This window comes from Hydrogenophaga sp. UC242_50 (assembly GCF_042697355.1).
In the GTDB taxonomy this organism is placed as follows: Bacteria; Pseudomonadota; Gammaproteobacteria; order Burkholderiales; family Burkholderiaceae_C; genus Hydrogenophaga.
In genome coordinates this window covers 3,825,040-3,850,600 of sequence record NZ_CP170553.1, presented here as the reverse complement: position 1 = coordinate 3,850,600, position 25,561 = coordinate 3,825,040, and the positions used below count along the sequence as shown (strand labels likewise).

Below are 25,561 nucleotides of genomic sequence, written 5' to 3'. Positions count from 1 at the left end.
AACGGAACGGTGGATCGATCAGCCCAGCGTCTGCTGGATGTGACCGGTGAAGTGCGCAGCGCTCCCAGGTCGGTTCATCGCGAACGACCCAGCGCATGGTGAAGAGTTCGGTGATGGCCTGGACCCAGCTGTTGGCCAAGCTGTCGAGGATGGCTTCGCCCTGTTCGCGCGTGGCGGTGGTGGGGTCGCCGATGACGCCGCTGGGGCCGAAGTCGCGCGCCACCCAGGCGCAGGCCGGTCGGCCATCGGCCGAGAGCGTCTTGGACGGGAAGGGTGGCGGGAAGTACGCGGCCGCGCGCTCCATGTGCACCGTGTCGGGCGCCAGTGCGAGCATCAGCGCGGTTTCCGAATGACCAGCGTGCATGGAGAGCTTGCGTTCTTCGTCGCTGATGAACTTGCCCGAGACGTTGGGCACGCGCGAGACGCCGTAGGGCACGACGACGAAATCGCCATGGCGCAGGCGCAGCTCGCGAGCGGCCATCTCCAGCACCTGCGGCTGCGCGACCATGGCCGTTGGCGAACACCAGCTTGCGGAAACCCGAGCGGTAGACCGACTCGCCCAGCTCGATCATGGTCGAGAGCAGGGTGGTGCCGGTGAGCGTCATGGTGCCCGCGAAGTGCAGGTGCTCTTCGGACTTGCCGTAGGTGATGGGGGGCAGGCCGAAGGCGCGGATCTCGGCGGGCAGGCGCTCGAAGGCCTTGCCGATGACGCCCGCGGCGATCACGGTGTCGACCGAGCAGGGCAGGTGCGGCCCGTGCTGTTCGGTGGCCCCCACCGGCAGCACGATGACCGTGTTCTCGCGGTCGGGCAGCGCGGTGATTTCCGTCCAGGCCAGGTAGGGCAGGAAACGGTGCGGGGGGAAGTAGCCGTGCATCATGGGGCGGGTCCTTGTGGGGAGTCAGGGAATGAGGGGGCGGCCGTTGCGCAGCACCACGCGGGGCGTGGTGCGCGAGGGCCAGGCATGGGCGTCCGAGGCGGTGAACACCACGAGGTCGGCATTCGCGCCGTCCAGCGTGGCGCGGGCCAGCGGCTGGCGCTGCAGCCAGTCGGCGCGGCACAGCGCGTCGGACCAGGTGTCGAAAGGGGTGTCGAGCTGGCCGGCCAGCGTGGCGGCCTGCATGGCTTCGAGCGGGTCCAGGCTGCCGACGCGGCAGAACGGGTCCTGCACGTTGTCGCTGGCGAACAGCAGCGGGATGCCGCGCTCGCGCGCTTCCTTCACCAGCATGAGGCCGCGCAGGCGCGGCGTGCGGCCGGTGACGGCGTCCTGCAGCAGCAGGTTGGTGATGGGCAGCGACACCAGTGTGATCGGCGCGCGCGCCACGGCGTCCAGCGTGCGCCAGCGCCTGGTCCTCGGGCTGGGCCGCGAGCGCGCAGTTGTGGCCGCAGACCACGCGGCCGGTGAAGCCGATGTCGCGCAGCAGCAGCGCGATGAAGGCCAGGCCTTGCGCGCCGGGATTGAGTTCCTCGTCCACGTGCAGGTCCAGGTCCAGATCGACCGCCTGCGCGGCGTGCACGAGGTGGCGCAGGGCGTTGGCGTCCCAGTTGCTGGAGTGCACGAAACCGCCGAGCAGCGCGTGCGGGCCGGTGGCGGCGACGCGGCGCGCCAGGGCCCGCGCCTCGTCGCGGTCCTGGAACAGGCCGAGCTTGATCAGGGCGACCTGTTCGAGCCGCACGCGGCCGCGCCATTCGGCGGCGAGTTCGGCGGTCACCTCCCACGCCAGGGGCGGGGTGCTGGGGTCCCACCAGTCGATGTGGGTGCGCAGGTGCGTGGTTCCGGCCTCCCAGGCCCATTGCAGGCCGCGCTCGGCGCGCTCGCGCAGGTCGGCGTGGGTCCAGTGGGCGCGGTCGCCGATCACCGCGTCGATCGCGCCGAGCAGGCCGGGCTTCACGGCGCCCATGCGCGGCAGGATGAAGGCCTTGTCCAGGTGCGTGTGCGCATCGACCATCCCGGGCAGCACCGGCGCGCCCTGCACGTCCCAGCCTTGGCCGGTGACCCTGACGGTGCCGGTGATGGGCGAGGTGCGGGTCACACGGCCCTGGGCCAGTTCCAGCAGCGCCAGGGCCGGGCCGGCGCGGTCGGTGGGCCAGTCGGTCGGCAGCAGCCAGCGCGGCAGCCGCGCGTTGGCGATGAAGTCGGGGGCGGCGGGCGGCTGCGGCATGGGGGTGGGGTTCAGAGGTCGAGGGTCAGGGTGGGCGAGTGGCTGCGCGCGCAGCAGATCGCCACGTGCGTGGCGCGCTCGGCCTCGGTCATGCACGCGTCCTGGTGGTCCGGCGTGCCATCGAGGTAGGGCGTGAGGCAGGAGCCGCAGATGCCTTGTTCGCACACGGTGTCCACCGCCACGCCCGCGCCTTGCAGCACGTGGGCGATGCTTTTGCCCGGCGCCACGGGCAGGCGCAGCTGGCGGCGCGCGAGCAGCACCTCGAAACCCGACGTCTGGGCCGGGGCGGCCTGGGGCTGGGTCGGGGCGCTGAAGTACTCGAAGTGCACGCGCTCGGCCGGCCAGCTCTGGCAGGCCTCGCGCACGTGGGTCATGAAGCCCTCGGGCCCACAGAAGTAGACGTGGGAACCGGCCGGCGCCTGGGCGATCACGGAAGAGGGGCGGGTGGGCGACGGCACGCTGTCGAAGTGCACCTGCACGTTGCGCCGCCAGGGTGCGTGGTCGAGCGTGCTGCACAAGGCCAGGTGCTTGGAACTGCGCGCGAACACCGCGAGCGTGAACGGCGCGCCCAGCGCGTGCAGCGCATGCGCCATGGAGACCAGGGGCGTCACGCCGATGCCACCGCCCAGCAGCAGGTGGTGGGCCGCGTTCGGCGCCAGGCGGAACTGGTTGCGCGGCAGGCCGATGCGCAGGATCTCGCCTTCGCGCACCCACATGTGCAGGGCGCGCGAGCCGCCGCGGCCGGTGTCTTCGCGCTTGACCGCGATCTCGTACGACTCCGTGGTGCGCGTCGGATCGCCGCAGAGCGAATAGCTGCGCACCAGGCCGCCGGGCAGGTACACGTCCACGTGCGCGCCGGCCTCGCAGGCCGGCAGGGGCAGGCCGTCGATGCGCTGCAGCACATAGCTGTTGACCTCGTCGGTGTGGCGCACGACGCGGGCGACGCGGATGGTCAGGTCACCGCGTGGCGCGGGGCCGTTCGGGGGGCTGGCATGGACCGGTTGGCCCGCTGGCGTGTTGATCGAACTCAATTTCTGACCATTTAATTTGACTATTTGGTCAGTATAAGAAGAATCATCCCCGGGGAAACCGTGAAAACCCGCAGATTCAGGGAAGGAAGGTGGCGCCGCGTGTCGTTGGCGCCACAGCGCGCTCAGTCGCGCAGCAGGCCGCAGCCGCGCAGGATGAACGGGATGAGCTCGTTCGCCACGGCCTCGCGGTCCAGGGGCCCGCAGATGTGGCGCACCTGCAGCGCGAAATCGGCGTGGTGCTGCGTCATGGCCCAGATGTGCATGAGCAGCAGGTGCGCGTTCATGGGCTTCATCAGACCGCGCGCGATCCAGCCGTTGATGATGCCGACTTCCTTCTGGACCCAGGTGCGGGCGTTGGGCCAGTAGCGCCCCAGGTTGTCGGCCACCGTCCAGGATCTCGCGCGTGAAGATGCGCGAGACCGTGGGCTGGTCGAAGGCATGGTCCAGCTTCTGGCGGATGTAGTGGCTCAGGATGTCGGCCGGCTCGGTCAGGCCGGGCGGTGCGAACTCGATCTTCCAGGCCATCATCACCGAGTCCAGCAGCTCGTTGTAGAGCTCCTCCTTGCCGGTGATGTAGTAGTGCAGCTGGGGCTTGGTCAGGCCGGCGCGCTCGGCGATGGCCTGGGTGGAGGTGCCCTTGAGGCCATGCAGGCTGAACTCCTGGGTGGCCGCTTCCCGGATGGCGGCGAGGATGCGCTGTCGGCTTTCCCGCACCGCACGTGCGGGGCGCGCAAGCGTGGGGGTGGCGGCGCGGGGCTCGCGCCGTGCCGGGGAATCTGCAGCTGTCATGGTCCGGAGTCGCGTGGGCCGGAGCCGGCCACGACGCGCTGAAAAGTGGGATTTCATGATAGCAGGCGCGCCATTCTGGTGCGCGCGGCCAGCCCCTCGCCACGGGCTCAGCCGGGGCGGCGCAGGGCCACCGCCTCGATCTCCACCAGCACGGGGGCAATCAGGCCGGAAATGACGGTCGAACGCGCGGGCGCCGTGGCCGCGGGGAAACGCTCGGCGTAGGCCTCGTTGAAGCCGGGGTAGTCCTTGGCGTTGACCAGCCACACCGTGGTCTTGACCACGTCGGCCAGCGTGCAGCCGGCGCGCTGCAGGATGGCCTCGATCAGGTCCAGGGTGTAGTGGGTCTGGCTCGCGATGTCCTCGCCGGCCGCCTGGCCGTTGCACATGGGCACCTGGCCGGCGACGAAGACCAGCCGGTCCTCGACCACCACCGCGGGCGAGATGGGCTGGACCTTGCCGGCCCGTTCCACGGGCGGCCCGATGTGTTCAATGCCGGGGTTGGGGCTCATGCGGGGATCAGTCGGGTTTGGCACCGGAGGCCTTGACGATGGAGGCCCACTTCTTCGTTTCCGATTCGATGAAGGCCTTGTACTCGGTGGCGCTGCTGCCGCCGAGCTTGAAGCCGCGCGAGACGAAGTACTCCTGGATGTCGGGGCTGGTCAGCGCGGCGTTCACGTCCTTGTTGATCTTTTCGACGATGGCCGCCGGCGTGCCGGGCGGCGCGAACAGGCCTTGCCACGACAGCGCCTCGAAGCCCGGGTAGCCGCTCTCGGCGACGGTGGGCACGTTGGGGAACAGCGGGTGGCGTTCTTTGGATGTGACGGCCAGCGGCACCAGTTTGCCGGCCTGGATCTGCGGCATGACGACCAGCACGTCGCCGAACATCAGGTCGATCTGGCCGCCCATGAGGTCGGTGAGCGCGCCGGCGCTGCCGCGGTACGGGATGTGCAGGAACGACGCCTTGGTGGCGAGCTTGAACATCTCGCCGGTCAGGTGCATCGAGGTGCCGCTGCCGGGCGAGCCGTAGGTGATCGAGGCGGGCTTGGCGCGCGCGGCCGCGATCAGCTCCTGCAGGTTCTTCGCCGGCAGGTTGGGGTTCTTCACGATCAGCAGCGGCGCGCTCACCACGGCCGTGACGGGCGTGAAGCCCTTGACCATGTCGTAGGGCAGGTTGGGGTAGAGCGCGCCGGCGATGCCGTTGCTGCCGGTCACGCCCAGCAGCAGCGTGTGGCCGTCCGGCTCGGACTTGGAGACGTGGTCCGCGCCCACGGTGCCGCCGGCGCCCGCGCGGTTGTCCACCACCACGGTCTGTTTCCAGGTGACGGTGAGTTTCTCGCCGAGCTTGCGCGCGAGCAGGTCGGTGCTGCCGCCGGGCGGGAAGGGCACGACGATGCGCACCAGTTTGCTGGGGTAGGCCTGCGCCGAAGCGAGCGAGGGCGCGAGCGCGGTCACGGCGAGCGTGGCCGCGAGCGCGAAGGTGGTGGTGATGCGGTTCATGGCGAGATCACTTTCATGTGGGTTGGTCTTTCGGTGCCACCAGTGTGTGGTCTGGTGCACCCCAAGCGCCTCCTCCGGCCGTTTCTATGACGAGCCTGTCCCCCGCCGACCACTCGACGCGCGCCCGGGCGGGCAACACGTCGATGCGTCCATCGGCTCTTTCGATGCGGGCGGCCGACGGTGAACCATCGCCACCGCCCTGGCTGCCGCGCGCGCGGCTGACATGGCGTTCGCCCCGGTAGGAGACGCTGCCCTGTCCTTCTAGCAATTGGTATACCCGCCGCACGCCATGGCCGCCCACGAAGCGGCCCACGCCGCCCGAGCCTTCGCGGATCGCGTAGGTGCTCACGCGCAGCGGCGCTTCGGATTCGATCACCTCCACCGGCGTGTTGCGCGCATTGCCCACGTCGGTGGAAATGCCGCTGGTGCCATCGGCCTGCGCGCTCGCGCCCGCGCCGCTGGCGATGATCTCGGTGAGCAGCCAGCGCTGGCCGCCGGCCCCGGTGCCGCCGAGCGAAAGCACCGTCGCGCACGCCCGCGTTCGAGGCCAGCGGCTCGCGCGAGGCGCCGAGCGACCAGGCGCTGAGCATGGCATTGCAGGCCAGCTTGAGCGTGGCGGTGCGCGCGTTCACCGCGGCGGGCAGGCGCGGGTTGACCACGCTGCCTTCGGGCAGCACCCAGGTGGCGGGCGCGAGGCAGCCCGCGTTGTTCGGCGCCTGCGGCGCGAGCGAGCGCATGAAGAACAGGATGGCGGACATCATGCTCGAGGGCGATGCGTTCACCGGCCCGCGCGTCTGCGGCGACGAACCCGTGAAGTCGATCGTGAGCGCGTCGCCGTGCTTGCGCAGGCTCACCGCGATGCGCACCGGGGCGTCGTCGATGCCGTCGCCGTCGAGCTGGTCTTCCCACTGCCAGGCGCCGTCGGGCACCTGGCGCAGGGCGTCGCGCGTCATGCGCTCGGACTGCGCGAGCAGGGCATCGCACACGGCGTTGAAGGCGGGGCCGGTGCGCGCCTGCAGCGCGGCGGTTTCGCGCGCGCCCAGGCTCACGGCGGACCACTGCGCGTTCAGGTCGCCGACCAGGTTGCCCGGTGTGCGGCTGTTGGCGGTGAGCAGGGTCTCGACGTTGCTGTCCACCACGCCGGCCGCGCGCCAGCGCACCGGCGGAATGCGCAGGCCTTCCTGGTGGATGTCGGTGGCGTTCGGCGGGATCGAGCCGGCCGCCATGCCGCCCACGTCCTGGTGGTGCAGGATGGCGGCGGCCAGCGCGATGGTAACGCCCTCGCGGACGATGGGCCGCACCACGATCAGGTCGGGCAGGTGCGTGCCGCCCGACCAGGGATCGTTCATGAGGTAGGCGTCGCCCTCGGCCATCTGCGGCGCGGGAAAACGCTTCAGGACGCCGGCCACGGCGGGGATCAGCGAACCCAGCAGCAGCGGCAGCGAGCGCGCCTGCGCGAGCAGGCGGCCGTCGGGCAGGAAGACGGCGGCGGCGCAGTCGCCGCCCTCGCGCGCGATCGACGAGTAGGCCGCGCGCATCATGCGGCTTTGCATGCGGTCGACGATGCCCTGCAGCGCCAGCCGCACGGGCTCCATCAGGATCAGGTGTTCGTTCATGCGCGCGCCTCCTCGGCCTGCGTCAGCAGCAGGGAGCCGTCGGCCTCCTGCGCCCATTGCCAGCCCGCCGGCACCCACACGGTGGTGGTGGCCGCGAACAGGGCCTGCGGGCCCTGGCCCGTGGCGGCGCAGCCGGCCCACAGCGCGGGGTCGGGCCGCAGGTGGTGGGCGTTGACGCCGGGCTGGGGCACGGCCTGTTCGAACACACCGCGCAGCAGGCCCACCAGCGCGTCGCTGCGCGCGGGCATCTGGCGACGCAGGGCTTCGTAGCGCGCGGCGAAGCGCGCCTGCAGCGCGGGCAGGTTGTCTTCGGGCAGCCAGGCCACTTCCACCGGGCTGCCTTGCCCCCGGTGCAGGATCTCCAGGCTCCAGCGGATGGACGCGCATTCGATGGAGGGATGCAAGTCACCGCGCAAGGCGGTGAGCGCGGCCAGGCCATCGGCATTCAGCGGCAGCGAACAGGCCTTCTCCACCGTCTGCGTGGGCGGCGAGGCCAGCAGGCCCAGCGCGGCGACCACGCCGGCGTGCGCGATCACGCGCACCTGTGACACGCCCGCGAGCTCGGCCACCTCGGCCACGTGCTGGGCGCCACCGCCACCCGCCGCGACGAGCAGGCAGTCGGCGGGGTGGATGTCGCGCTGGAAGGCGCGCATCTTCACGCTCTCGGCCATGGCCGTGGCGGCGGTGGCGACGATGGCTTTCGCCGCGTCGATGGTGGCGATGCCCAGGGGCAACGCGACGTCGCGCGCCACGGCCGCTTCGGCCAGCGCCACGTCCAGCGCCACGCCGCCGGAGAGCTGGCGCGGCAGGCGGCCGAGCAGCAGCAGGGCGTCGGTCAGCGTGGCGTTCGTGCCGCCCAGGCCGTAGGCCGCGGGGCCGGGCCAGGCGCCTTGCGAGCGCGGGCCCAGGCGCAGACCGCCACCGGCGTTCACGCTGGCCAGGCTGCCGCCGCCGATGGAGAGCGATTCCACGTCGGCGCAGCGCAGCCGCAGTGTGAGGTCGCCGCAGAGCAGGGTGTCGGTGAACAGGGGGCGTCCGGTTTCGAGGATGCCGATGTCGGTGCTGGTGCCGCCGACGTCGATGGACATCACCACCTGGGCGGCATCGCTGTCGGGCAGGCTCGCGGCCACGCCCTGCAGCGCGGCGCAGGGGCCGGACATCGCCAGGCCGATGGGGCGCGCCACGGCATCCTGCCAGGGCGCGATGCCGCCTTCGGAGCGCATCAGCGCGGGCGCGGGCAGGCCGCGTTCGGCCAGCGCGCCGCCCAGCGACCGCAGGTACTGCTGCACCATGGGCTTGCTGTAGGCGTCGAAGGCGGTGGCGAGGAAACGCTCGAACTCGCGCGGCTTGGGGTCGACCTCGCTGGAGAGCGAGACCATCAGTTCAGGTTGCGCTTCGAGCAGCCAGGCGCGCACCTGCTGCTCGTGCGCCGGTCGCAGGTGCGAGAACAGCAGGCAGACCGCGACCGAGCGCAGGCCCGAGGCGGCGATGCGGTGGGCCAGGGCGGTGAGCTGTTCGCGGTCCAGCGGCTCGATCTCGTCGCCGTGCGCGTCCACGCGCCCGGCGATCTCGACGCGGTGCGCGGCGGGAAACAGGCGGCGCTCGGGCGTGGGCGGCAGCACGGCGGCGGTGTACAGGTCGCGCCGGTCCTGGCGCGCCAGCGCGAGGATGTCGCGCATGCCGGTGTTGGTGATCACGGCCACCGGGCCGTCGTTCTGCTCCAGCAGCAGGTTGGTGACCACGGTGGAGCCGTGCACGATGCGCGCGACCTGGGTGGGCGCGATGCCGTTTTCATCGAGCATGCGCTGCACGGCCTGCAGGATCGGCTGCACCAGCTGGCCCGCTTCGCGCGGGTGCTTGAGGCTGCGCAGTGTGCCGTCCGAGGCGCAGGCCACCACGTCGATGAAGGTGCCACCCATGTCGATGCCGATGGCCCAGCTCGGTGTGCTCATGCCGGCCTTTCAGCGGAAGCGCCGCGCGCTGAACGGCGACAGGTCCACCTGCGTGGCGCGGCCCGCCACCAGGTGGGCCACCTCGCGGCCGGTGCTGGCGCCCATGCACATGCCCATGTGGCCGTGGCCGAAGGCGAGCCAGGCGTTGTCGGCGTCGCGGCTGCGGTCGATCACCGGCAGGCTGTCGGGCATGCAGGGGCGGTGGCCCATCCACTGCGTCACTTCCGAGGTGTCCAGGTGCGGGAACAGCAGCTGGCCCTGGCGCAGCAGCGCCTGAGCGCGCTCGTAGTTGGGCGCGCGCTTGAGGCCGGCGAATTCCACCGTGCCGGCCAGCCGCAGGCCCATGGCCATGGGGTTGACCATGATGTTGTTCTCCGAGGCCATCACGGTGTGGCGCAGCTTCAGATTGGAGCTGCGCACGGTCACGTGGTAGCCGCGCTGGGTTTCGAGTGGCACGCGGTCGCCGAGCTGTTTCGCGAGCTGGCCGGACCAGGCGCCGGCGGCCACCACCACGCCATCGACCGCGAGCGGTTCGCCGCGGTCCATGCGCAGGCCGGAGACGCGCCGGCCTTCGCGTTCGAAGCCGGTGACCGAGCGGTGGTCGTGGCGGGCGCCGTCGCGCACGCTTTGCGCGACCAGGGCCTTGACCAGTTGCGAGGGGTCCAGCGTGGAGCCGTTGTCGGGCGCGAGGATGCCGAAGCGGAAGCGCCCCTTCAGGTCGGGTTCGAGTTCTTCCAGCTCATCGCGCTCGACGTTGACGAGGTTCACGCCGAGGGACTTGCGCAGGGCCATGCCCCACTTCCACTGGTCGGCGGCCTCGCGCGAGGAGTAGACGTACAGGCAACCGCTGCGGCGCACCAGGGCGTTCGCGTCGGCGTGGTCGAGCAGGGGGCCGTAGCAGTCGAAGATCGGGCGCAGCAGGGTCTGCAGCGCGGTGGCGATGCGCGTGACCTCCTGCGGCGTGGAGTGCTGCAGCATGCGCAGCAGCCAGGGCATCACGCGCGGCAGGTAGGTGGTGCGGATGGTCAGCGGGCCCAGCGGGTCGAGCAGCCAGCTGGGCACTTTCTTCCACATGTTGGGCATGCCCACCGGCAGGCAGGCGCTGGGCGAGAGGGAGCCGGCGTTGCCGAACGAACAGGCTTCGCCCGGTTCCAGCGGATCGACGAAGGTGATCTGGTGGCCGTCGCGCTGCAGCCAGGCGGCTGTGCAGGCGCCGACGATGCCTGTGCCTACAACGGCGATATGCATGGGATCAACGGATTCTTGTGAGGGGGAGGGGTGGGGTGTCTCGCGGCATTCTATGAACCGTGCGATGCATCAAACAAGCGAATTCTTTTGATACATTCATCATGAAATCTGATGATGGTGCATGCACGCCCGCGGGCACCGCTTCTGAACCAGATGGGTGCACGCGATGAACATCAGCTTGAGACAGATGCGGGCCTTCGCGGCCGTGACGCAAAGCGGCAGCTTCACCGGCGCGGCGCGCCAGCTCAGCCTCACGCAGTCGGCGGTGAGCATGCTGGTCCAGCAGCTGGAGCAGGAGCTGCACCTGCAGCTGTTCGACCGCAGCCGCACGGCCATCACGCTCACCGAGGCCGGCAAGAACCTGCTGCCGCTGGCGCAGCGCATCCTGGAGGACGTGCGCCAGGTGGTCGAGGGCGCTTCCGAAATCCGCGCCTTGCGCCGGGGCTTCCTGCGCGTGTCCACCTCGCAGATGATGGCCTGCACCTGGGTGGCCTCGGTGCTCACCGAGTTCGGCCAGCAGCACCCCGGCATCAGCCTGCGCCTGAAGGACGCGGTGGCCGACGACGTGGTGGACACCGTGCGCCACGGGGCGGTGGAGCTGGGCATCGGCCCCGAGCGCCTGACGGGCGAGGACGTGACGCGCAGCTTCCTCATGAACGTACCGATCCGCCTGGTGTGCCCGAAGGGGCACCCGGCCTACGAGCGCGCCAGCGTGTCGTGGAAAGAGCTGCGCGACGAGCGCTGGATCAGTTACTCCCACGAGTTCGGCCGCCACGTGGAGCGCGCGCTGCACACGCACGGCCACGACTTCTCGCTGGACACGGCGAGCGACGTGGGCTTTCTCACCACGGCGATGGCGCTGGCCGGCCACGGCATGGGCGTGCTGCTCGCACCGGAGTACGCGCGCTCGTTCGCCGACAACTTCGGCGTGCGCTTCGTGCCGCTGCGCGCGCCGGCGATCCAGCGCGAGTACTTCGTGTACCAGCGCAAGGGGCAGTCGCTGTCGCCGGCGGCGGCCACTTTTCTCGATCTGTTGCGGCAGCGCGGTGGGGGCGCCCGGCGCGCGGGCAAGGGGGCTCAGGGCTGAATCAGTCCGGCTTGCGGGCGGCGGCAGCAGCGGCTGCGCGCAGCTTGTCCTTCTTGCTCGGCCGTTTGCCCTTGATGCCACCGTCGCCCGGCGAAGGCGGTGGCGCGGTTTCGGTGGGCTCGAAACCGGGCAGGACCTCGAGCGGCAGGGAGAGGCCCTGGCGTTTCTCGATCAGGCGCCAGTGGGCTTCGGTGGTCGGGCTCACGAAGCTCACCGCCAGGCCGCTCGCACCGGCGCGGCCGGTGCGGCCGATGCGGTGCACGTAGTCCACCGCCGAGCGCGGCAGGTCGTAGTTCACCACCACCGGCAGTTGCTCGATGTCGATGCCGCGCGCGGCCAGGTCGGTGGTGACCACCACGTCCCAGCGTTTTTCCTTGAACTCGCCCAGCGCCTGCTGGCGCGCGCCCTGGCTCAGGCCGCCGTGGAAGGAGGTGGCGTACAGGTCACCGTGGTGCAGCTTGGCGGCCACGCGCTCGGCCGCGTACTGCGTGACCACGAACACCAGCACGCGCTGCCAGCCCTGGTCCTTGATGAGCTGGCGCAGCAACTGCGTGCGGCGCGTGCTGTCGACCAGAAAGGCCTGCTGCAGGATCACCGCGGCCTCGGCCGGCGCGGCGGGCACGTCGATGCGCAAGGGGTCGTGCAGCAGCGCGTCGGCCAGTGCCTGCACCGGCGAGGGGAAGGTGGCCGAGAAGAAGAGGTTCTGCCGCTGGACGGGCAGCAAGGCGAGCACGCGCGCGAGTTCGTCGGCGAAGCCCAGGTCCAGCAGGCGGTCGGCTTCGTCGAGCACCAGCAGCTCCACGGCCGACAGGCGCAGCGCGTTGTGTTCCACCAGGTCGAGCAGGCGCCCGGGCGTGGCGACCACCACGTCGGCGCCGCCGCGCAGCGCCATCATCTGCGGGTTGATCGACACGCCGCCGAACACCACGGCCACCTTGGGCGGGCGCGGCAGATGCTGCGCCAGCGCGCGCACCACCTCGCCGGCCTGCGCCGCGAGTTCGCGCGTGGGCACGACCACCAGCGCGCGCACGCGGCGCGGCGAATGGGTGGCGGCCTGGGTGAGCCGTTGCAGCAGGGGCAGGGCGTAGGCCGCGGTCTTGCCGGAGCCGGTCTGCGCGGTGGCGAGCAGGTCATGGCCGGCCAGCACGGCCGGAATGGCTTCACGCTGGATCGGGGTGGGCGTGGTGAAACCGAGTTCGGCGGCGGCTTGGGCGAGGGCGGGCGCGAGGCCCAGGGCGGTGAATGGCATGGATCGGGGCAGTGTACCGGCCCGGGTAGGATGCGGCCCCATGAAGAACAAGCTTTCGACCGGTGGCCTGGTCTACTCCACCGATGCGGGCCGCATGTGCCCCGACTGCCGCCAGCCGGTGGCGCAATGCGTGTGCAAGCAACGGGCCAGCGCCGTGCCGGCGGGCGATGGCGTGGTGCGCGTCTCGCGCGAGACCAAGGGCCGGGGTGGCAAGGGGGTCACGCTGGTCAAGGGTCTGGCGCTGGACGCGGTGGCTTTGGCCGCGCTGGGCAAGCAGCTCAAGGCGGCCTGCGGAACCGGTGGCACGGTGAAGGACGGCGTGATCGAGATCCAGGGCGATCACATCGAGAAGGTGATGGCCGCGCTGAAATCCCAGGGTCACGCCGTCAAACGCGTGGGCGGCTGAGGCCCGGGCTCAGAACAGCCGCGCCCACCACAGCCGAAGCCGCATGCCGATCTCGCTGGTGTAGCCGGCCGTGGGCGTGCGCAGCCGGCCCTGGGCATCCACCACCACGAAGGCCGGCACGGCCTTGAAGCCGAGCTGGCGGGCGATCTCGCCGCGCGGATCGATCGCCGTGGCCCAGGGCAACTGCCGCTGCGCCAGCACGCGGGCCACGGGGCCGGCCTGACCGGATTGCATGGCGATGGTGAGCACCGGCCAGTCCGCCGAGAGCCGGGTCACGCTGTGTTCTTCCGTGCGGCAGATGGGGCACCACTCTGCCCACACGTGCAGGGCCACGGGCTGGCCGGGGTGGTCAGCGCGCCATTGCGCCAGGGTCGTGCGGCGCTCGCTGCCGTCGGGCTGAACCAGGGTGAGGGCCAGATCGGGCGCGGGGCCGCGCGGCACATCGCGCGTCTGCCAGGCCTGCACGCCCAGCAGCACCGCGAGCACCAGGCCCAGGGTGACGAGGTGGCTTTTCCACCGCCGGCGCAGCGACTGCGCGAAGCGGGCAAGGCGTGACGTCATGGGCATCAGCGTGTTCAGCGCAGGACTTCGAGCAGGCGGTCGAGCCCGCCTTCGTTGATGGCCACCATGGCCTGCGCGCGCACGGCGGGTTTGGCGTGGTACGCCACCGAGAGGCCGGCCACGCCCATCATGGGCAGGTCGTTGGCGCCGTCGCCCATGGCGATGCACTGCGAGGGCTCGATGCCCAGCAGCGACGCCACTTCGAGCAGCGTGCGGCGTTTCTCGGCACCGTCGCAGATGTCGCCCCAGGGCTGGTCCACCATGTAACCCGTGAGCTGGCCGCAGTTCGGGCCGCTTTCCACTTCGAGCACGTTGGCGCGCGTGAAGTCGATGCCCAGCGTCTGGCGCACGCGCTCGCTGAAGAAGGTGAAACCGCCCGAGACCAGCAGCACCTTCAAGCCGGCGGCCTTGCAGGCGCGCACCAGCTCGGCCGCGCCGGGGTTGATGCGCAGGCGCTCGGTGTAGATCTGCTCCATGTCGGCGATGGTCACGCCGCGCAGCAGCGCCACGCGCTTGCGCAGGCTGTCCTTGTAGTCGGTGATCTCGCCGCGCATGGCGGCCTCGGTGATGGCGGCCACCTCGGCCTTCTTGCCCACGGCGTCGGCGATCTCGTCCACGCACTCGATGCTGATGAGCGTGGAGTCCATGTCGAAGGCGATGAGCTTGAAGTCGCTGAGTTTGAGCGGAGGGGTGAAGCCCTGGACGGTGAGGCCGGGGGCGAATTCGGTGGCGGTGGCGGGAGCTTGTGTCATGGCCGGGATTATCCCAGCCATGCACAAGCCCTTACTGTGGCGTGAGGCCGGCGGCCTTGACCAGTTCGGCGTGCAGCTTGATGTCGGCCGAGATGATGCGCTGCAATTCTTCCGGCGTGCTGGGGGCCACCTCGATGCCGCTGGCTGCCAGCTTGGCCTTGAATTCGGCGTCCATGGCGGTGTTCACCGCGCGGTTGAGCTGGTCGATGATGGGGCGCGGGGTCTTGGCGGGCGCCAGGATGGCGACCCAGGCCGAGAGGTTGAGGTTCGCCAGACCGCCTTCGGCCATGGTGGGCACGTCCGGCAGGACGGGCGAGCGTTGGGGGCTCATCAGGCCCAGCGCATGGAGCTTGCCGGCCTGGATGTGCGGCAGGGCCTCGGGCAGCACGGCGAACATCGCGTCCACGTTGCCGGCGAGGGTGTCGTTGACCGCGAGCGCGCCGCCCTTGTAGGGCACATGCAGCATGCGGGCCTGGCTGCGGGTCTCGAACATCAGCCCACCCAGGTGCTGCGGGCTGCCGTCGCCCGACGAGGCGTAGCTGATCTTGCCCGGCGCGGCCTTGGCGGCGGCGAGGAAGGCGGCGGCGGTCGGGTACTTCTGCCTGTCCTTGACCACCAGCACCATGGGCTGGTTCACCAGCCGCGAGATCGGCATGAAGTCGGCCTCGGGGTCGTAGGGCAGGGTCTTGAAGATGCTCTTGTTCGTGGTCAGGAAGGAGGCGGGCGACACGGTGAGGGTGTAGCCGTCGGCCGCGGCCCTGGCAACCGCCGGCATGCCGATCTGGCCCGAGCCGCCCGCGCGGTTCTCGATCACGAAGGGCTGGCCGAACTGGGCGTTGAGCTTCTGGCCCAGCATGCGCGCGATCATGTCGGCGCTGCCGCCGGCCGGCAGGCCGACGATGACCTTCACCACGTGGTCCGGGTAGCTGCCCTGCGCCAGCGTGGGGCCAGAGAGGGCGAGCGCAAGAAGGGCGCTGGCGATGTGCAGCGCGGTGCGTCGGGTCGGCATGGTGGGCTCCGTATCGGTGTGTTTGTGCGGTGAAAGGGACAGGGCCACCAGGGAAGGTTGCGCATGCCGTTTTACGCAAAAACCATGCCGTTGGGTATCGGGCCCGGCCCACCCTCGGTGGGGACCTACGGGGCCGGCGCGGGGGTCTTCGCCTGCAGCGGCTGGCCCAGGCTGCGCAGCACGTCGCGCACCAGCTGCACGCGGTCCTTCACCTCGGGCAGGGCGCGCTCGATGCGCAGCTTGTCGTTGCCGGCGAGCTTGATGTGGCGGTTCTTCTGGATCAGTTCGATGATGCGCATCGGCTCGAACGGCGGGTTGGCGCGGAAGGTGATGTTCGTCACGCCCGGTGCCGCATCGACCTTGACGACACCGTAGGGCGTGCTGATGCAGCGCAGGCGGTGCACGTCGATCAGCGTCTGCGCCTGGGGTGGCAGCTTGCCGAAGCGGTCCACGATTTCCTCGAGCAGCGCATCGACTTGGTCGGTGTTCTTCGCGGTGGCCAGCTTCTTGTAGAACGACAGGCGCAGGTGCACGTCGCCGCAGTAGTCGTTGGGCAGCAAGGCCGGGGCGTGCAGGTTGATGTCGGTGGTGACCGACAGCGGCGAGAGCAGGTCGGGCTCGCGCCCGGCCTTGAGCGAGCTCACCGCTTCGGACAGCATCTCGTTGTAGAGCTGGAAGCCCACCTCCAGCATGTTGCCGCTCTGGTTCTCGCCCAGCACCTCGCCCGCGCCGCGGATCTCCAGGTCGTGCATCGCCAGGTAGAAGCCGCTGCCAAGTTCCTCCATCTGCTGGATCGCGTCCAGTCGCTGCGCCGCCTGCTTGGTCAGGCCTTCGATGTCGGGGACCATGAGGTAGGCGTAGGCCTGGTGGTGGCTGCGGCCCACGCGGCCGCGCAGCTGGTGCAGCTGTGCCAGGCCGAACTTGTCGGCGCGGCTCATCACGATGGTGTTGGCCGTGGGCACGTCGATGCCGGTCTCGATGATGGTGGAGCACAGCAGCACGTTGAAGCGCTGCGCCACGAAGTCGCGCATCACGCGCTCCAGGTCGCGTTCGGGCATCTGGCCGTGCGCGATGGCGATGCGCGCCTCGGGCAATATCTCCTCCAGCTTCTGGCGCCGGTTCTCGATGGTCTCGACCTCGTTGTGCAGGAAGTAGACCTGCCCGCCGCGCTTGAGTTCGCGCAGCACGGCCTCGCGGATCACGCCGTTGCCCTCGTTGCGCACGAAGGTCTTGATGGCCAGGCGGCGCTGCGGCGCGGTGGCGATCACGGAGAGATCGCGCAGGCCTTCGAGCGCCATGCCCAGCGTGCGCGGGATCGGCGTGGCGGTGAGCGTGAGCACGTCGACCTCGGCGCGCAAGGCCTTCATCGCCTCCTTGTGGCGCACGCCGAAGCGGTGTTCCTCGTCGATGATGAGCAGGCCCAGGTCCTTGAACTTCACGCTTTCGCTGAGCAGCTTGTGCGTGCCGACCACGATGTCCACCGAGCCGTCGGCCAGGCCCTTGGCGGCGGCGGTGATTTCCTTGGCCGAGCGGAAGCGGCTCATCTCGGCCACCTTCACCGGCCACTTGGAGAAGCGGTCGGACAGGGTCTGGAAGTGCTGTTCGGCCAGCAGCGTGGTGGGCGCGAGGAAGGCCACCTGGCGCCCACCGGTGACGGCCACGAAGGCGGCGCGCAGGGCGACCTCGGTCTTGCCGAAGCCCACGTCGCCGCAGACCAGGCGGTCCATGGGGCGCGGGCTGATCATGTCCTGGATCACGGCGTGGATGGCGCCACGCTGGTCGGCGGTCTCCTCGAAGCCGAAGTCGTTGGCGAACACCTCGTAGTCCTGCGCCGAGTAGCGGAACGCATGGCCCTGGCGCGCGGCGCGGCGGGCGTAGATGTTGAGCAGCTCGGCGGCGGCGTCGCGCACCTGCTCGGCCGCCTTGCGCTTGGCCTTTTCCCACTGGCCGCTGCCCAGCTTGTGCAGCGGCGCCTCGTCGGCGCTCACGCCGGTGTAGCGGCCGATCAGCTGCAACTGGCTCACCGGCACATAGAGCACGGCCTTGTCGGCGTACTCCAGGTGCAGGAATTCCTGCAGCGCGGGGCTGCCGTCGGGGTTTTTCTCCCCCATGTCCATGTTCACCAGGCCGCGGTAGCGGCCGATGCCGTGCGCGTTGTGCACCACGGGGTCGCCCAGGTTGAGCTCGGACAGGTCCTTGATCAGCGCGTCGACGTCGCTGACCTGTTCCTGCTTCTTGCGCCGGCGCGTGGTGGGGCCGGCGGCGAAGAGCTCGGTCTCGGTGACGAAGTCGATGCCGTCGTCCAGCCAGGAGAAGCCGACCGCGAGCGCGGCGGTGGCGATGCCGGTCTTTTCTTCGCTGGCCTGGAACTCGGCGAGCGAGTCGAAGGCCGGCGGGTGGACGCCGCTGGCGCGCAGGAAGTCCAGCAGGCTCTCGCGCCGGCCATCGCTTTCGGCCAGCAGCAGCACGCGGTGCGCGGTGTTGCGGATGTGGGCCTGCAGGCGCGAGAGCGGGTCTTCGGCGCCGCGCACCACGGACAGGTCGCCCAGCTTCTGCACGTGCGCGCCGTGTTCGATCTCCTGCTGCGCCGGGCGCACCACGTACTGCGCGTGCTGGTTGGCGCGGGTGTAGAACTGCTCGGTGCCCAGGAACAGGGCTTCGGGCGGCAGCACCGGCCGCTCGGTGTCGCCGCGCAGCAGGCGGTGGCGGTCCTTGGTGTCCTGCCAGAAGCGCTGGAAGGCGGGCTCCAGGTCGCCATGCAGCACCACGGTCGCGTCCGCGCCGAGGTAGTCGAACACGGTGGCGGTGTCGTCGAAGAACAGCGGCAGGTAGTACTCGATGCCGGCGGTGCGCACGCCGTTGCCGATGTCCTTGTAGATGCGGCTCTTGGTCGGGTCGCCTTCGAGCAGCTCGCGCCAGCGGCTGCGGAATTTGGCGCGCGCCGCGTCGTCCATCGGGAACTCGCGCCCGGGCAGCAGCCGCACCTCGTTCACCGGGTAGAGGCTGCGCTGGCTGTCGGGGTCGAAGGTGCGGATGCTGTCGATCTCGTCGTCGAACAGGTCCACCCGGTAGGGCACCAGGCTGCCCATGGGGAAGAGGTCGATCAGGCCGCCGCGCACCGCGTACTCGCCGGGGCTCACGACCTGCGTCACGTGCTGGTAACCCGCCAGGGTCAGCTGGCCCTTGAGCCTGGCTTCGTCGAGCTTCTGCTTGACCTTGAAGTGGAAGGTGTAGCCGGCCAGAAAGGACGGCGGCGCGAGCCGGTACAGCGCGGTGGTGGCGGGGACGAGCACCACGTCGGCGCCGGTGTCCTTGTCGCGCTGCGAGATGCGCCAGAGCGTCGCCAAGCGTTCGCTGATCAGGTCCTGGTGCGGCGAGAAGGTGTCGTAGGGCAGCGTTTCCCAGTCGGGGAAGAGGGCGCAGCGCAGGCCGGGCGCGAAGAACGCCATCTCGTCGATCAGCCGCTGCGCGTCGTTGGCGTCGGCGGTGACGATGGCGGTGAGTCGGCCGGCGGCTTTTTCGCGCTCGCCCAGCTGGGCCAGCATCAGGGCATCGGCCGAGCCGCCGGGATGCGGCACGGTGTGGCGTTTGCCGGGGGTGAGTTTGGGCAAGTCCATGGGAGATGGAGGGGCGTGCGGGGTGGACTTGAGTGCGTGGTGGGCCAATGCGGCCATGACGAACACCCCCGACCGGGAGGGCGGGGGTGTGAGGGCTGATTTTAGAATGCAGGCACACCATGCCCCATGCCGACACCGAATTGACCCGCCCGGGCGCTCCCCGATGCCATGCGCTGCTGCCCTGTGCGGGCACCGGCACCCGGGCCGGCACCGACATCCCCAAGCAGTACCAGCCGATCGCCGGCCAGCCCATGGTGATGCACACCCTGGCGGCCTTGCGCGCCGTGGCGCGCCTGCAAGGCTGCGTGGTCGTCATCGCGCCCGACGATAGCTTCTGGACCTCGCAGCCCGTGGGCACCACGTTGGCGCGCTGCGGCGGGGCCACGCGCGCGGAGAGCGTGTTCAACGGCCTGCAGGCCTTGCGCGAGCAGGGCGCGGGGGTGGACGACTGGGTGCTGGTGCACGACGCCGCGCGCTGCCTCGTCACGCCGGCCCAGGTGGATGCCCTGATCGACGCCTGCAGGAACGACGCCGTGGGTGGCCTGCTGGCGCTGCCCTTGCCGGACACGCTCAAGGCCGAAACCGGTGGGCGCGTGGCGGCCACGGTGGAGCGCGCCGACAAGTGGCTGGCGCAGACGCCGCAGATGTTCCGCCTGGGCGCCTTGCAGGCCGCGCTGGCGGCCACGGCGCCCGGTGGCTTCGCCGGTGTGACCGACGAGGCCAGCGCCATGGAGATGGCGGGCCACCGGCCGCTGCTGGTGCGTGGCAGCGCGCAGAACTTCAAAGTCACCTACCCCGAAGACTTCGCGCTCGCCGAAGCCGTGCTCAGGAGCCGTTCATGAACCCCAACACCGTTCCGTCGTTCCGCATCGGCGAGGGCTGGGACGTGCACGCGCTGGTGCCCGGGCGGCCGCTCATCATCGGCGGCGTGCGCATTCCCCACAGCCAGGGGCTGCTCGGCCATTCCGATGCCGACGTGCTGCTGCACGCCATCACCGACGCGCTGCTGGGCGCGGCGGCGCTTGGCGACATCGGCCGCCATTTCCCCGACACCGACGAACGTTTCAAAGGCGCCGACTCCAGCGTGTTGCTGGCCGAGGCGGCGCGCCGGGTGCGCGAGGCGGGTTTCGAGATCGGCAACATCGACAGCACCGTGATCGCGCAGGCGCCCAAGCTCGCGCCCCACATCGCCGCCATGTGCGAAGGCATCGCCCGCACGCTGGGGCTGGCGACCGGTCAGGTCAACGTGAAGGCCAAGACGGCCGAGAAGATCGGCCCCGTGGGGCAGGGCCTGTCGATCGAGGCGCGCGCGGTGGCGCTGCTCGTCAAGACGGCGCCTTGACCAGTTTCATGTGGGCCGCGAGGCCCCCGGTGCTGCTGTTGGCCAGCGCGAAACGGCCGCCCATGCGCGCGATGGCGCGGTCCACGATGGCCAGGCCCAGGCCGGTGCCGGTGGCCGCGCTGCGCGAGACGTCGCCCCGGTAGAACGGCTGGGTCAGCTGTTCGAGCTGCTCCGGGTTGACGCCTTGCCCGTGGTCGCGCAGCTTGACCAGCACGTCGTCGTCCTTGGCCTTGGCCGCGATGTCGATCTTGGCGATGCCGGTTTCCGGGTCGCGCCCGTAACGCATGGCGTTCTCGATCAGGTTGGAGAACACGCGCTGCAGTTCCACCGCGTCGCCCATCACGGCGGTGTCGCGCGGGATGTTGGTGGTGATGTAGGTGTTCGGGTCCTGGCCGACCGAGAAGATCGCGGCGTCCACCACCTGGTTGAGGCTCACGCGCTCGGGCTTGAGGTGGTCGGGGCGGGCGTAGTCGAGGAACTTGTCGATGATGGCGTTGACCTGGTCGATGTCGGCCGCCATGTGCTCGCGCGCCTGCGCGTCGTCCACGCTCATCTCGGTTTCCAGGCGCAGGCGGGCCAGCGGCGTGCGCAGGTCGTGCGAGATGCCGGCGAGCATCAGGGCCCGGTCCTGCTCGATCTTGGAGAGCCGCTGGGCCATGCGGTTGAAGCCGATGTTGACCTCGCGGATCTCGCTGGTTGCGCACGGCTTCGTTGAGCTGGCTCGCGTTGAAATCGCCTTCGCGCACGCGGCTGGCCGCGAACGAGAGCTTCTTCAGTGGCCGGTTGATCAGGCGCGCGATCAGCGCCGCGCCCGTGAGCGAGAGCAGGGCGGCGGTGCCCAGCCAGATCAGCCAGGTGGTGCCCGCCACCGGGCCGATGCGCGAGGGGTCGGTGAGCAGCCAGTAGGGGTCGCCGTCGATGGTGAAGCCGATCCACAGGCCTGGCGCGCCATTGACTTCGCGCGCCACCAGCGTGTCGGGCCCGAGCCGGCCCCGCAGGCGCTCGGCCACGTTGCGGCTCAGTGCGTCGGTGTTGTAGAGGCGGAAGGTGTCGGTGGGCTCACGCGGCGCGATGCGCAGGCCTTCCTCGCTGGCCAGGGTCTTGATCAGCGAGACCCGGGCGATGGCGTCCGAGTGCACCAGGGCGGCGCGGCTGAGGTTGACCAGCGAGGCCAGCTGGTTCGCGCTCTGCAGCGCCCGCGGCTCGTACTCCAGCGCGCGGAAGGTCTGCAGCCAGGCGACGGTGCAGCCGACCAGCAGCAGGGCAAGGAAGAAAAACGTGCGCCAGAACAGGCTCACGCCCCGCGAAGGACGCATGTCCAGCGGGGCCGGCGCTGTCTCCAGCGAGGCCGGCTGGGTCTCGAACGGAACGCGTGACTCGTCGGACATCAGGCATTGCCATCGGGCACGAAGACATAACCCACGCCCCAGACGGTCTGCAGGTAACGCGGCGACGCGGCGTCCTCTTCGATCAGCTTGCGCAGGCGGGAGACCTGCACGTCCAGGCTGCGGTCAAAGGGCTCGAACTCGCGGCCGCGCGCCAGCTGGGCCAGTTTTTCGCGCGACAGGGGCTGGCGCGGGTGGCGCACCAGGGCCTTGAGCATGGCGAATTCGCCGGTGGTCAGCGGCAGGTCGGCGCCTTCCTTGCGCAGGGTGCGCAGGCTCAGGTCGAACTCGAACGGGCCGAACTTCACCACTTCCTGGTCCTGCGACGGTGCACCCGGCACCTCGGTGGGCGGGCGGCGGCGCAGCACGGCGTGGATGCGGGCCAGCAGCTCGCGCGGGTTGAAGGGTTTGCCCAGGTAATCGTCGGCGCCGACTTCCAGGCCCACGATGCGGTCCACATCCTCACTCTTGGCGGTGAGCATGATGATGGGCGTGCGGTCGCCATTGGCGCGCAGGCGGCGGCAGATCGACAGGCCGTCTTCGCCGGGCATCATCAGGTCGAGCACGATGATGTCGACCGAGTCGCGTTGCAGAACCCGGTTGAGGGCCTTGCCGTCTTCGGCCAGCATGACCTCGAAGCCTTCCTGCATGAGGTAGCGGCGCAGCAGGTCGCGGATGCGGACGTCGTCGTCGACGACCAGCACTTTGTTGGGACGGACAGTGGTTTGTGGCATGGGAGCAACTTCCGTTAAATGTAACAAACTCGATTGTGGCAGCGCCAAGTGCTTGTCAGCACTCATTTTTTATTTTTATGACACGCTGTTACAGATGTTGCCCGCATACTCCGCCGCTTCACCTCGCCCACATCACACAATCGGCGAATTGACCATACTTGAGTGCACCATGAAATCGTATCTGTCGAGTGGTTTGTTGCTAGTCACCCTGGGTTCGGCCTATGCCGCGCCGGGCGACCAGCGCGTGCATCCGATGCCCTCGGATGCGCCGGTGGCCGTCATGCCGATCTCGGCCGACGAAAGCGACCCACGCAGCACGATGCGCTTGCGCGATGCGCTGCGACAGCCCTTCGATGACATGGACGACAGCCGCAAACCCTACCGACTTTCGGTGGAAGAGCGCCAGCGTCTGCGCGAACAGCTTCGCGACCAGCCGCATCACGACTTCAAGTTCAAACCATGACCCTGTCTTCCTCGCGTCGTTTCTCCGGTCCCTCTTCTTCTTCCCGCTTTCTTCTCTCCTCCGTGCTGGCCCTCGGGCTGGGCTTGAGCGCTTCGGCGATGGCCCAGGTCACGGTGCCCGTGCCCGCCAACGTGGTGAACATCGCCGCCAGCGGTTTCCTGGAGGTGCCCCAGGACTGGCTGAGCATGAGCCTGAACACCACGCGCGAGGGCAGCGACGCCGTGACGGTGCAGAACCAGCTCAAGCAGGCACTCGACGCCGCGCTGGCCGTGGCCCGCGCCAACGCCAAGCCGCAGCAGCTGGAGGTCCGTACCGGCCAGTTCAGCCTGTATCCGCGCTACAGCAGCAACGGCAAGATCAACGGCTGGCAGGGCAGCACCGAACTGGTGCTCGAAGGGCGCGACTTCGCCCTCATCAGCGCCACGGCCGGCAAGATCCAGACCCTGACCATGTCGGGCACCAGCTTCTCGCTCTCGCGCGACGCACGCCGCAAGCTCGAGTCCGATGTGCAGGCGCTGGCATCGAGCGCTTCAAGGCCCGGGCCGATGAAGTCAGCAAGGGCTTCGGTTTCTCCGGCTACAGCCTGCGCGAAATCAATGTGAGTTCGGCCGACCAGGAAGTGCGCCCGTTCCAGCCGCGCGCCATGGCCATGGAAGCCAAGGCCGCGATGTCGGACGCCGCCGTGCCGGTGGAAGCCGGCAAGTCCACGGTCAACGTCACCGTGTCGGGCTCGATCCAGCTGAAATAGACAACTTCTGCGCCTGAGACGGCGCGGTCCAGAGGTGCCGCGGAACCGGCTTTGCCGGGCCGCTGGCGCCGCCCCCTGGAGGGGGACGCGCGAAGCGCGGCGGGGGGTGCTGCTGTTACTGGGCGGCCCAGCCGCCGTCCATGTTCCAGGCCACGCCCCGCACGTTGTTGCCGGCCGCCGAGCAGAAGAACACCGCCAGCTCGCCCAGTTCTTCCGGGGTGGTGAACTGCATGGACGGCTCTTTTTCGCCCAGCAGCTGTTTGGTGGCGTCCGCGTTGGAAATGCCTTGCGCCGCGGCCTTGGCGTCCACCTGTTTCTGCACCAGCGGGGTGAGCACCCAGCCCGGGCAGATAGCGTTGCAGGTGACGCCGGTGGTGGCGTTCTCCAGCGCCGTGACCTTGGTCAGGCCCACGATGCCGTGCTTGGCCGCGACGTAGGCCGACTTCTCGGCCGAACCCACCAGCCCATGCACCGACGCCACGTTGATGATGCGGCCCCAGTTGGACTTGAGCATCGCGGGCAGGGCCAGGCGGCTGGCGTGGAAGGCGCTGCTGAGGTTGATGGCGATGACCGCGTCCCAGCGCTCGACGGGAAAGTCTTCCACGCGCGCGACGTGCTGGATGCCCGCGTTGTTCACCAGGATGTCCACCTGGCCGAAGGTGCTGGCCGCGAAGGCCATCATGGCCTCGATCTCCGCCGGTTTGCTCATGTCGGCGCCGTGGTAGGCGACCTTGGCCCCCAGCGCAGCGATCTCCGCCTTGGGGCCTTCGGCATCGCCGAAACCGTTGAGCACGATGTTGGCACCCTGGCGCGCCAGGGCCTTGGCAATGCCCAGGCCGATGCCGCTGGTGGAGCCGGTGACGAGGGCGGTCTTGTTGGCAAGCATGAAGTGAACTCCAGTTCCAGTACGATGGGTTGAAAAGCGCTCAAGGCATTATCACGGACGCCTCCAGGCGCCCGCTTCGCACTGTCACACCATGCAAGAACCGAACCTCCAATACCTTCCCGTCACCGGGCCCGTGGCCCGCACCGGCGAACCGCGCCGCATGGCCTATTGGGACTGGGCCAGCGCCTCGGGCGACCACCGCCATGTCGTGGTCTGCGTGCACGGTCTCTCGCGCCAGGGGCGCGACTTCGACACCCTGGCGCGCGCCCTGGTCGGCCGCTGTCGCGTGATCGCGGTCGACGTGACCGGGCGCGGCCATAGCGACTGGCTGGCCGATCCCATGGCCTACCAAGTGCCCACCTACGCGGCCGACCTGGCGGCGCTGCTGATGCATGTGCGCGCAGCGAACCCGAAGGCCGTGATCGACTGGGTCGGCACCAGCATGGGCGGACTGATCGGCATGGCGATCGCGGCCCAGCCCGCCCTGGCACCACGCCGCCTGGTGCTCAACGATGTGGGGCCGGCCATCCAGTGGGAGGCACTGCAGCGCATCAGCACCTACCTGGGCCAGAACCCCTCGTTCGACAGCGAGCAGGCGGCCCTGGATTACCTGGCCTCGATTTCCGCCGGCTTCGGTCCCCACACGCCGGCGCAATGGCGGGCGCTGTCCCTGCCGCTGCTGCGCGAGCGCGACGGGCGCTGGTGGCTGCACTACGACCCGGCCATCGCCATGCCGGTCAAGGCCCTGACCGGCATGGCCGACGAGGCACAGGCCCGGCAGATCGCCCGCGACGGCGAGGCCACCCTTTGGCAGCTGTACGACGCCATCACCGCGCCCACCCTGCTGCTGCGCGGCGGGCAGTCGGACCTGCTCTCCGAGGCCACCGCCGCCGAGATGGGGCGGCGCGGTCCCAGGGCGCGCTGTGTGGTTTTTGAGGGCGTGGGCCACGCGCCGACGCTGGTGGCCGATGATCAGGTGGCCGCCGTCCGGGACTTCCTCTGGTCCAACTGAGCGGTTGGTTGTTGAGC

General features: G+C 69.9%; 22 protein-coding genes and 5 pseudogenes. 8 read left to right on the top strand and 19 right to left on the bottom strand.

What is annotated here, in order from left to right; translation table 11 throughout:
• Positions 1-18: 18 nt before the first annotated feature.
• Positions 19-878 (bottom strand): annotated as a pseudogene (locus ACFJGX_RS19505) (creatininase family protein).
• A 21-nt stretch (positions 879-899) separates the two neighbouring features.
• The gene (locus ACFJGX_RS19500; RefSeq protein WP_382326821.1) at positions 900-1,298 is read right to left on the bottom strand and encodes a hypothetical protein; all 399 of its coding nucleotides are present in this window, start codon (positions 1,296-1,298) and stop codon (positions 900-902) included.
• Here ACFJGX_RS19500 and ACFJGX_RS19495 point away from each other — a divergent pair.
• Entirely contained in the window at positions 1,285-2,289 is a 1,005-nt protein-coding gene (locus ACFJGX_RS19495) for a hypothetical protein (RefSeq protein WP_382326819.1), read from the top strand. The genes ACFJGX_RS19500 and ACFJGX_RS19495 overlap by 14 nt on opposite strands.
• Here the strand turns inward: ACFJGX_RS19495 and ACFJGX_RS19490 are convergent.
• The 9 genes and pseudogenes from ACFJGX_RS19490 to ACFJGX_RS19450 form a co-directional block, all read right to left on the bottom strand.
• Positions 2,172-3,191, bottom strand: a complete 1,020-nt coding sequence (locus ACFJGX_RS19490; protein WP_382325580.1) for a PDR/VanB family oxidoreductase — start codon at positions 3,189-3,191, stop codon at positions 2,172-2,174. The genes ACFJGX_RS19495 and ACFJGX_RS19490 overlap by 118 nt on opposite strands.
• 122 nt (positions 3,192-3,313) lie before the next feature.
• Positions 3,314-3,577 (bottom strand): TetR family transcriptional regulator C-terminal domain-containing protein, encoded by a 264-nt coding sequence (locus ACFJGX_RS19485; RefSeq protein WP_382328751.1) that lies wholly within the window; start codon positions 3,575-3,577, stop codon positions 3,314-3,316.
• 43 nt (positions 3,578-3,620) lie between these two features.
• Positions 3,621-3,980 (bottom strand): annotated as a pseudogene (locus ACFJGX_RS19480) (TetR family transcriptional regulator); the annotation flags it as partial.
• A 107-nt stretch (positions 3,981-4,087) separates the two neighbouring features.
• Positions 4,088-4,489, bottom strand: coding sequence for a RidA family protein (locus ACFJGX_RS19475; RefSeq protein WP_382324351.1), 402 nt, complete (start codon positions 4,487-4,489; stop codon positions 4,088-4,090).
• A 7-nt stretch (positions 4,490-4,496) separates the two neighbouring features.
• Entirely contained in the window at positions 4,497-5,477 is a 981-nt protein-coding gene (locus ACFJGX_RS19470; protein ID WP_382158532.1) for a Bug family tripartite tricarboxylate transporter substrate binding protein, read from the bottom strand.
• A gap of 13 nt (positions 5,478-5,490) precedes the next feature.
• The gene (locus ACFJGX_RS19465; protein WP_382328749.1) at positions 5,491-6,072 is read right to left on the bottom strand and encodes a hydantoinase B/oxoprolinase family protein; all 582 of its coding nucleotides are present in this window, start codon (positions 6,070-6,072) and stop codon (positions 5,491-5,493) included.
• 1 nt (position 6,073) lies between these two features.
• Positions 6,074-7,015 (bottom strand): annotated as a pseudogene (locus tag ACFJGX_RS19460) (hydantoinase B/oxoprolinase family protein); the annotation flags it as partial.
• Between the two features lie 74 nt (positions 7,016-7,089).
• Positions 7,090-9,045, bottom strand: a complete 1,956-nt coding sequence (locus tag ACFJGX_RS19455; protein ID WP_382324353.1) for a hydantoinase/oxoprolinase family protein — start codon at positions 9,043-9,045, stop codon at positions 7,090-7,092.
• A 9-nt stretch (positions 9,046-9,054) separates the two neighbouring features.
• The gene (locus tag ACFJGX_RS19450) at positions 9,055-10,293 is read right to left on the bottom strand and encodes an NAD(P)/FAD-dependent oxidoreductase (RefSeq protein WP_382324355.1); all 1,239 of its coding nucleotides are present in this window, start codon (positions 10,291-10,293) and stop codon (positions 9,055-9,057) included.
• 166 nt (positions 10,294-10,459) lie between these two features.
• On the opposite strand from ACFJGX_RS19450, the gene ACFJGX_RS19445 reads away from it, so the two are divergent.
• On the top strand, positions 10,460-11,380 hold the full coding sequence (locus ACFJGX_RS19445; RefSeq protein WP_382324357.1) for a LysR family transcriptional regulator: 921 nt from the start codon (positions 10,460-10,462) through the stop codon (positions 11,378-11,380).
• Between the two features lies 1 nt (position 11,381).
• Here ACFJGX_RS19445 and ACFJGX_RS19440 read toward each other — a convergent pair whose 3' ends face one another.
• Positions 11,382-12,629 (bottom strand): DEAD/DEAH box helicase, encoded by a 1,248-nt coding sequence (locus ACFJGX_RS19440; RefSeq protein ID WP_382324359.1) that lies wholly within the window; start codon positions 12,627-12,629, stop codon positions 11,382-11,384.
• Positions 12,630-12,669: 40 nt separating this feature from the next.
• Here ACFJGX_RS19440 and ACFJGX_RS19435 point away from each other — a divergent pair, with 40 nt between their 5' ends.
• Complete coding sequence (locus tag ACFJGX_RS19435; protein ID WP_382324361.1) at positions 12,670-13,035, top strand: translation initiation factor Sui1; 366 nt, start codon at positions 12,670-12,672, stop codon at positions 13,033-13,035.
• A gap of 9 nt (positions 13,036-13,044) precedes the next feature.
• Here the strand turns inward: ACFJGX_RS19435 and ACFJGX_RS19430 are convergent, their stop codons facing one another.
• The 4 genes from ACFJGX_RS19430 to mfd form a co-directional block, all read right to left on the bottom strand.
• Positions 13,045-13,596 carry a redoxin domain-containing protein gene (locus ACFJGX_RS19430; RefSeq protein ID WP_382158518.1) on the bottom strand — a complete coding sequence of 184 codons (552 nt, stop codon included), beginning with the start codon at positions 13,594-13,596 and terminating at the stop codon, positions 13,045-13,047.
• A 14-nt stretch (positions 13,597-13,610) separates the two neighbouring features.
• Positions 13,611-14,348 (bottom strand): phosphoserine phosphatase SerB, encoded by a 738-nt coding sequence (serB, locus tag ACFJGX_RS19425; protein WP_382158516.1) that lies wholly within the window; start codon positions 14,346-14,348, stop codon positions 13,611-13,613.
• A 31-nt stretch (positions 14,349-14,379) separates the two neighbouring features.
• Positions 14,380-15,357: a Bug family tripartite tricarboxylate transporter substrate binding protein gene (locus ACFJGX_RS19420; protein ID WP_382324363.1), complete on the bottom strand. Its 978-nt coding sequence runs from the start codon at positions 15,355-15,357 to the stop codon at positions 14,380-14,382.
• 125 nt (positions 15,358-15,482) lie between these two features.
• Positions 15,483-18,974: a transcription-repair coupling factor gene (mfd, locus tag ACFJGX_RS19415; RefSeq protein WP_382326817.1), complete on the bottom strand. Its 3,492-nt coding sequence runs from the start codon at positions 18,972-18,974 to the stop codon at positions 15,483-15,485.
• 119 nt (positions 18,975-19,093) lie between these two features.
• Between mfd and ispD the strand changes: the two genes are divergently transcribed.
• The gene (gene ispD / locus ACFJGX_RS19410) at positions 19,094-19,816 is read left to right on the top strand and encodes a 2-C-methyl-D-erythritol 4-phosphate cytidylyltransferase (RefSeq protein WP_382324365.1); all 723 of its coding nucleotides are present in this window, start codon (positions 19,094-19,096) and stop codon (positions 19,814-19,816) included.
• The gene (gene ispF, locus ACFJGX_RS19405; RefSeq protein WP_382324367.1) at positions 19,813-20,316 is read left to right on the top strand and encodes a 2-C-methyl-D-erythritol 2,4-cyclodiphosphate synthase; all 504 of its coding nucleotides are present in this window, start codon (positions 19,813-19,815) and stop codon (positions 20,314-20,316) included. Before ispD ends, ispF begins: the two co-directional genes overlap by 4 nt.
• Here the strand turns inward: ispF and ACFJGX_RS19400 are convergent.
• Together ACFJGX_RS19400 and ompR are read right to left on the bottom strand one after the other, a co-directional pair.
• Positions 20,300-21,704: pseudogene (locus ACFJGX_RS19400) on the bottom strand (ATP-binding protein). The gene ispF and the pseudogene ACFJGX_RS19400 overlap by 17 nt on opposite strands.
• Positions 21,704-22,435, bottom strand: a complete 732-nt coding sequence (ompR, locus tag ACFJGX_RS19395; protein WP_291121876.1) for a two-component system response regulator OmpR — start codon at positions 22,433-22,435, stop codon at positions 21,704-21,706. The pseudogene ACFJGX_RS19400 and the gene ompR overlap by 1 nt, the downstream one beginning before the upstream one ends.
• A 169-nt stretch (positions 22,436-22,604) precedes the next feature.
• On the opposite strand from ompR, the gene ACFJGX_RS19390 reads away from it, so the two are divergent.
• Positions 22,605-22,898 (top strand): hypothetical protein, encoded by a 294-nt coding sequence (locus ACFJGX_RS19390; protein ID WP_291121875.1) that lies wholly within the window; start codon positions 22,605-22,607, stop codon positions 22,896-22,898.
• 98 nt (positions 22,899-22,996) lie between these two features.
• Positions 22,997-23,646 (top strand): annotated as a pseudogene (locus ACFJGX_RS19385) (SIMPL domain-containing protein).
• Between the two features lie 115 nt (positions 23,647-23,761).
• Here the strand turns inward: ACFJGX_RS19385 and ACFJGX_RS19380 are convergent.
• Complete coding sequence (locus ACFJGX_RS19380; RefSeq protein ID WP_382324370.1) at positions 23,762-24,532, bottom strand: 3-hydroxybutyrate dehydrogenase; 771 nt, start codon at positions 24,530-24,532, stop codon at positions 23,762-23,764.
• Positions 24,533-24,623: 91 nt separating this feature from the next.
• On the opposite strand from ACFJGX_RS19380, the gene ACFJGX_RS19375 reads away from it, so the two are divergent.
• On the top strand, positions 24,624-25,544 hold the full coding sequence (locus tag ACFJGX_RS19375) for an alpha/beta fold hydrolase (RefSeq protein ID WP_382324372.1): 921 nt from the start codon (positions 24,624-24,626) through the stop codon (positions 25,542-25,544).
• Positions 25,545-25,561: the final 17 nt, after the last annotated feature.

Excerpts from the sequence above, each read along its gene's own strand:
- ACFJGX_RS19470 (WP_382158532.1), bottom strand. The coding sequence starts at position 5,477 with ATGAACCGCATCACCACCACCTTCGCGCTCGCGGCCACGCTCGCCGTG.
- serB (WP_382158516.1), bottom strand. The coding sequence starts at position 14,348 with ATGACACAAGCTCCCGCCACCGCCACCGAATTCGCCCCCGGCCTCACC.
- ACFJGX_RS19375 (WP_382324372.1), top strand. The coding sequence starts at position 24,624 with ATGCAAGAACCGAACCTCCAATACCTTCCCGTCACCGGGCCCGTGGCC.
- ispD (WP_382324365.1), top strand. The coding sequence starts at position 19,094 with ATGCCCCATGCCGACACCGAATTGACCCGCCCGGGCGCTCCCCGATGC.
- ACFJGX_RS19495 (WP_382326819.1), top strand. The coding sequence starts at position 1,285 with ATGGGCAGCGACACCAGTGTGATCGGCGCGCGCGCCACGGCGTCCAGC.
- ACFJGX_RS19380 (WP_382324370.1), bottom strand. The coding sequence starts at position 24,532 with ATGCTTGCCAACAAGACCGCCCTCGTCACCGGCTCCACCAGCGGCATC.
- mfd (WP_382326817.1), bottom strand. The coding sequence starts at position 18,974 with ATGGACTTGCCCAAACTCACCCCCGGCAAACGCCACACCGTGCCGCAT.
- ACFJGX_RS19465 (WP_382328749.1), bottom strand. The coding sequence starts at position 6,072 with ATGCCATGCTCAGCGCCTGGTCGCTCGGCGCCTCGCGCGAGCCGCTGG.
- ispF (WP_382324367.1), top strand. The coding sequence starts at position 19,813 with ATGAACCCCAACACCGTTCCGTCGTTCCGCATCGGCGAGGGCTGGGAC.
- ACFJGX_RS19445 (WP_382324357.1), top strand. The coding sequence starts at position 10,460 with ATGAACATCAGCTTGAGACAGATGCGGGCCTTCGCGGCCGTGACGCAA.
- ACFJGX_RS19475 (WP_382324351.1), bottom strand. The coding sequence starts at position 4,489 with ATGAGCCCCAACCCCGGCATTGAACACATCGGGCCGCCCGTGGAACGG.
- ACFJGX_RS19440 (WP_382324359.1), bottom strand. The coding sequence starts at position 12,629 with ATGCCATTCACCGCCCTGGGCCTCGCGCCCGCCCTCGCCCAAGCCGCC.
- ACFJGX_RS19455 (WP_382324353.1), bottom strand. The coding sequence starts at position 9,045 with ATGAGCACACCGAGCTGGGCCATCGGCATCGACATGGGTGGCACCTTC.
- ACFJGX_RS19430 (WP_382158518.1), bottom strand. The coding sequence starts at position 13,596 with ATGACGTCACGCCTTGCCCGCTTCGCGCAGTCGCTGCGCCGGCGGTGG.
- ACFJGX_RS19435 (WP_382324361.1), top strand. The coding sequence starts at position 12,670 with ATGAAGAACAAGCTTTCGACCGGTGGCCTGGTCTACTCCACCGATGCG.
- ompR (WP_291121876.1), bottom strand. The coding sequence starts at position 22,435 with ATGCCACAAACCACTGTCCGTCCCAACAAAGTGCTGGTCGTCGACGAC.
- ACFJGX_RS19450 (WP_382324355.1), bottom strand. The coding sequence starts at position 10,293 with ATGCATATCGCCGTTGTAGGCACAGGCATCGTCGGCGCCTGCACAGCC.
- ACFJGX_RS19390 (WP_291121875.1), top strand. The coding sequence starts at position 22,605 with ATGAAATCGTATCTGTCGAGTGGTTTGTTGCTAGTCACCCTGGGTTCG.
- ACFJGX_RS19420 (WP_382324363.1), bottom strand. The coding sequence starts at position 15,357 with ATGCCGACCCGACGCACCGCGCTGCACATCGCCAGCGCCCTTCTTGCG.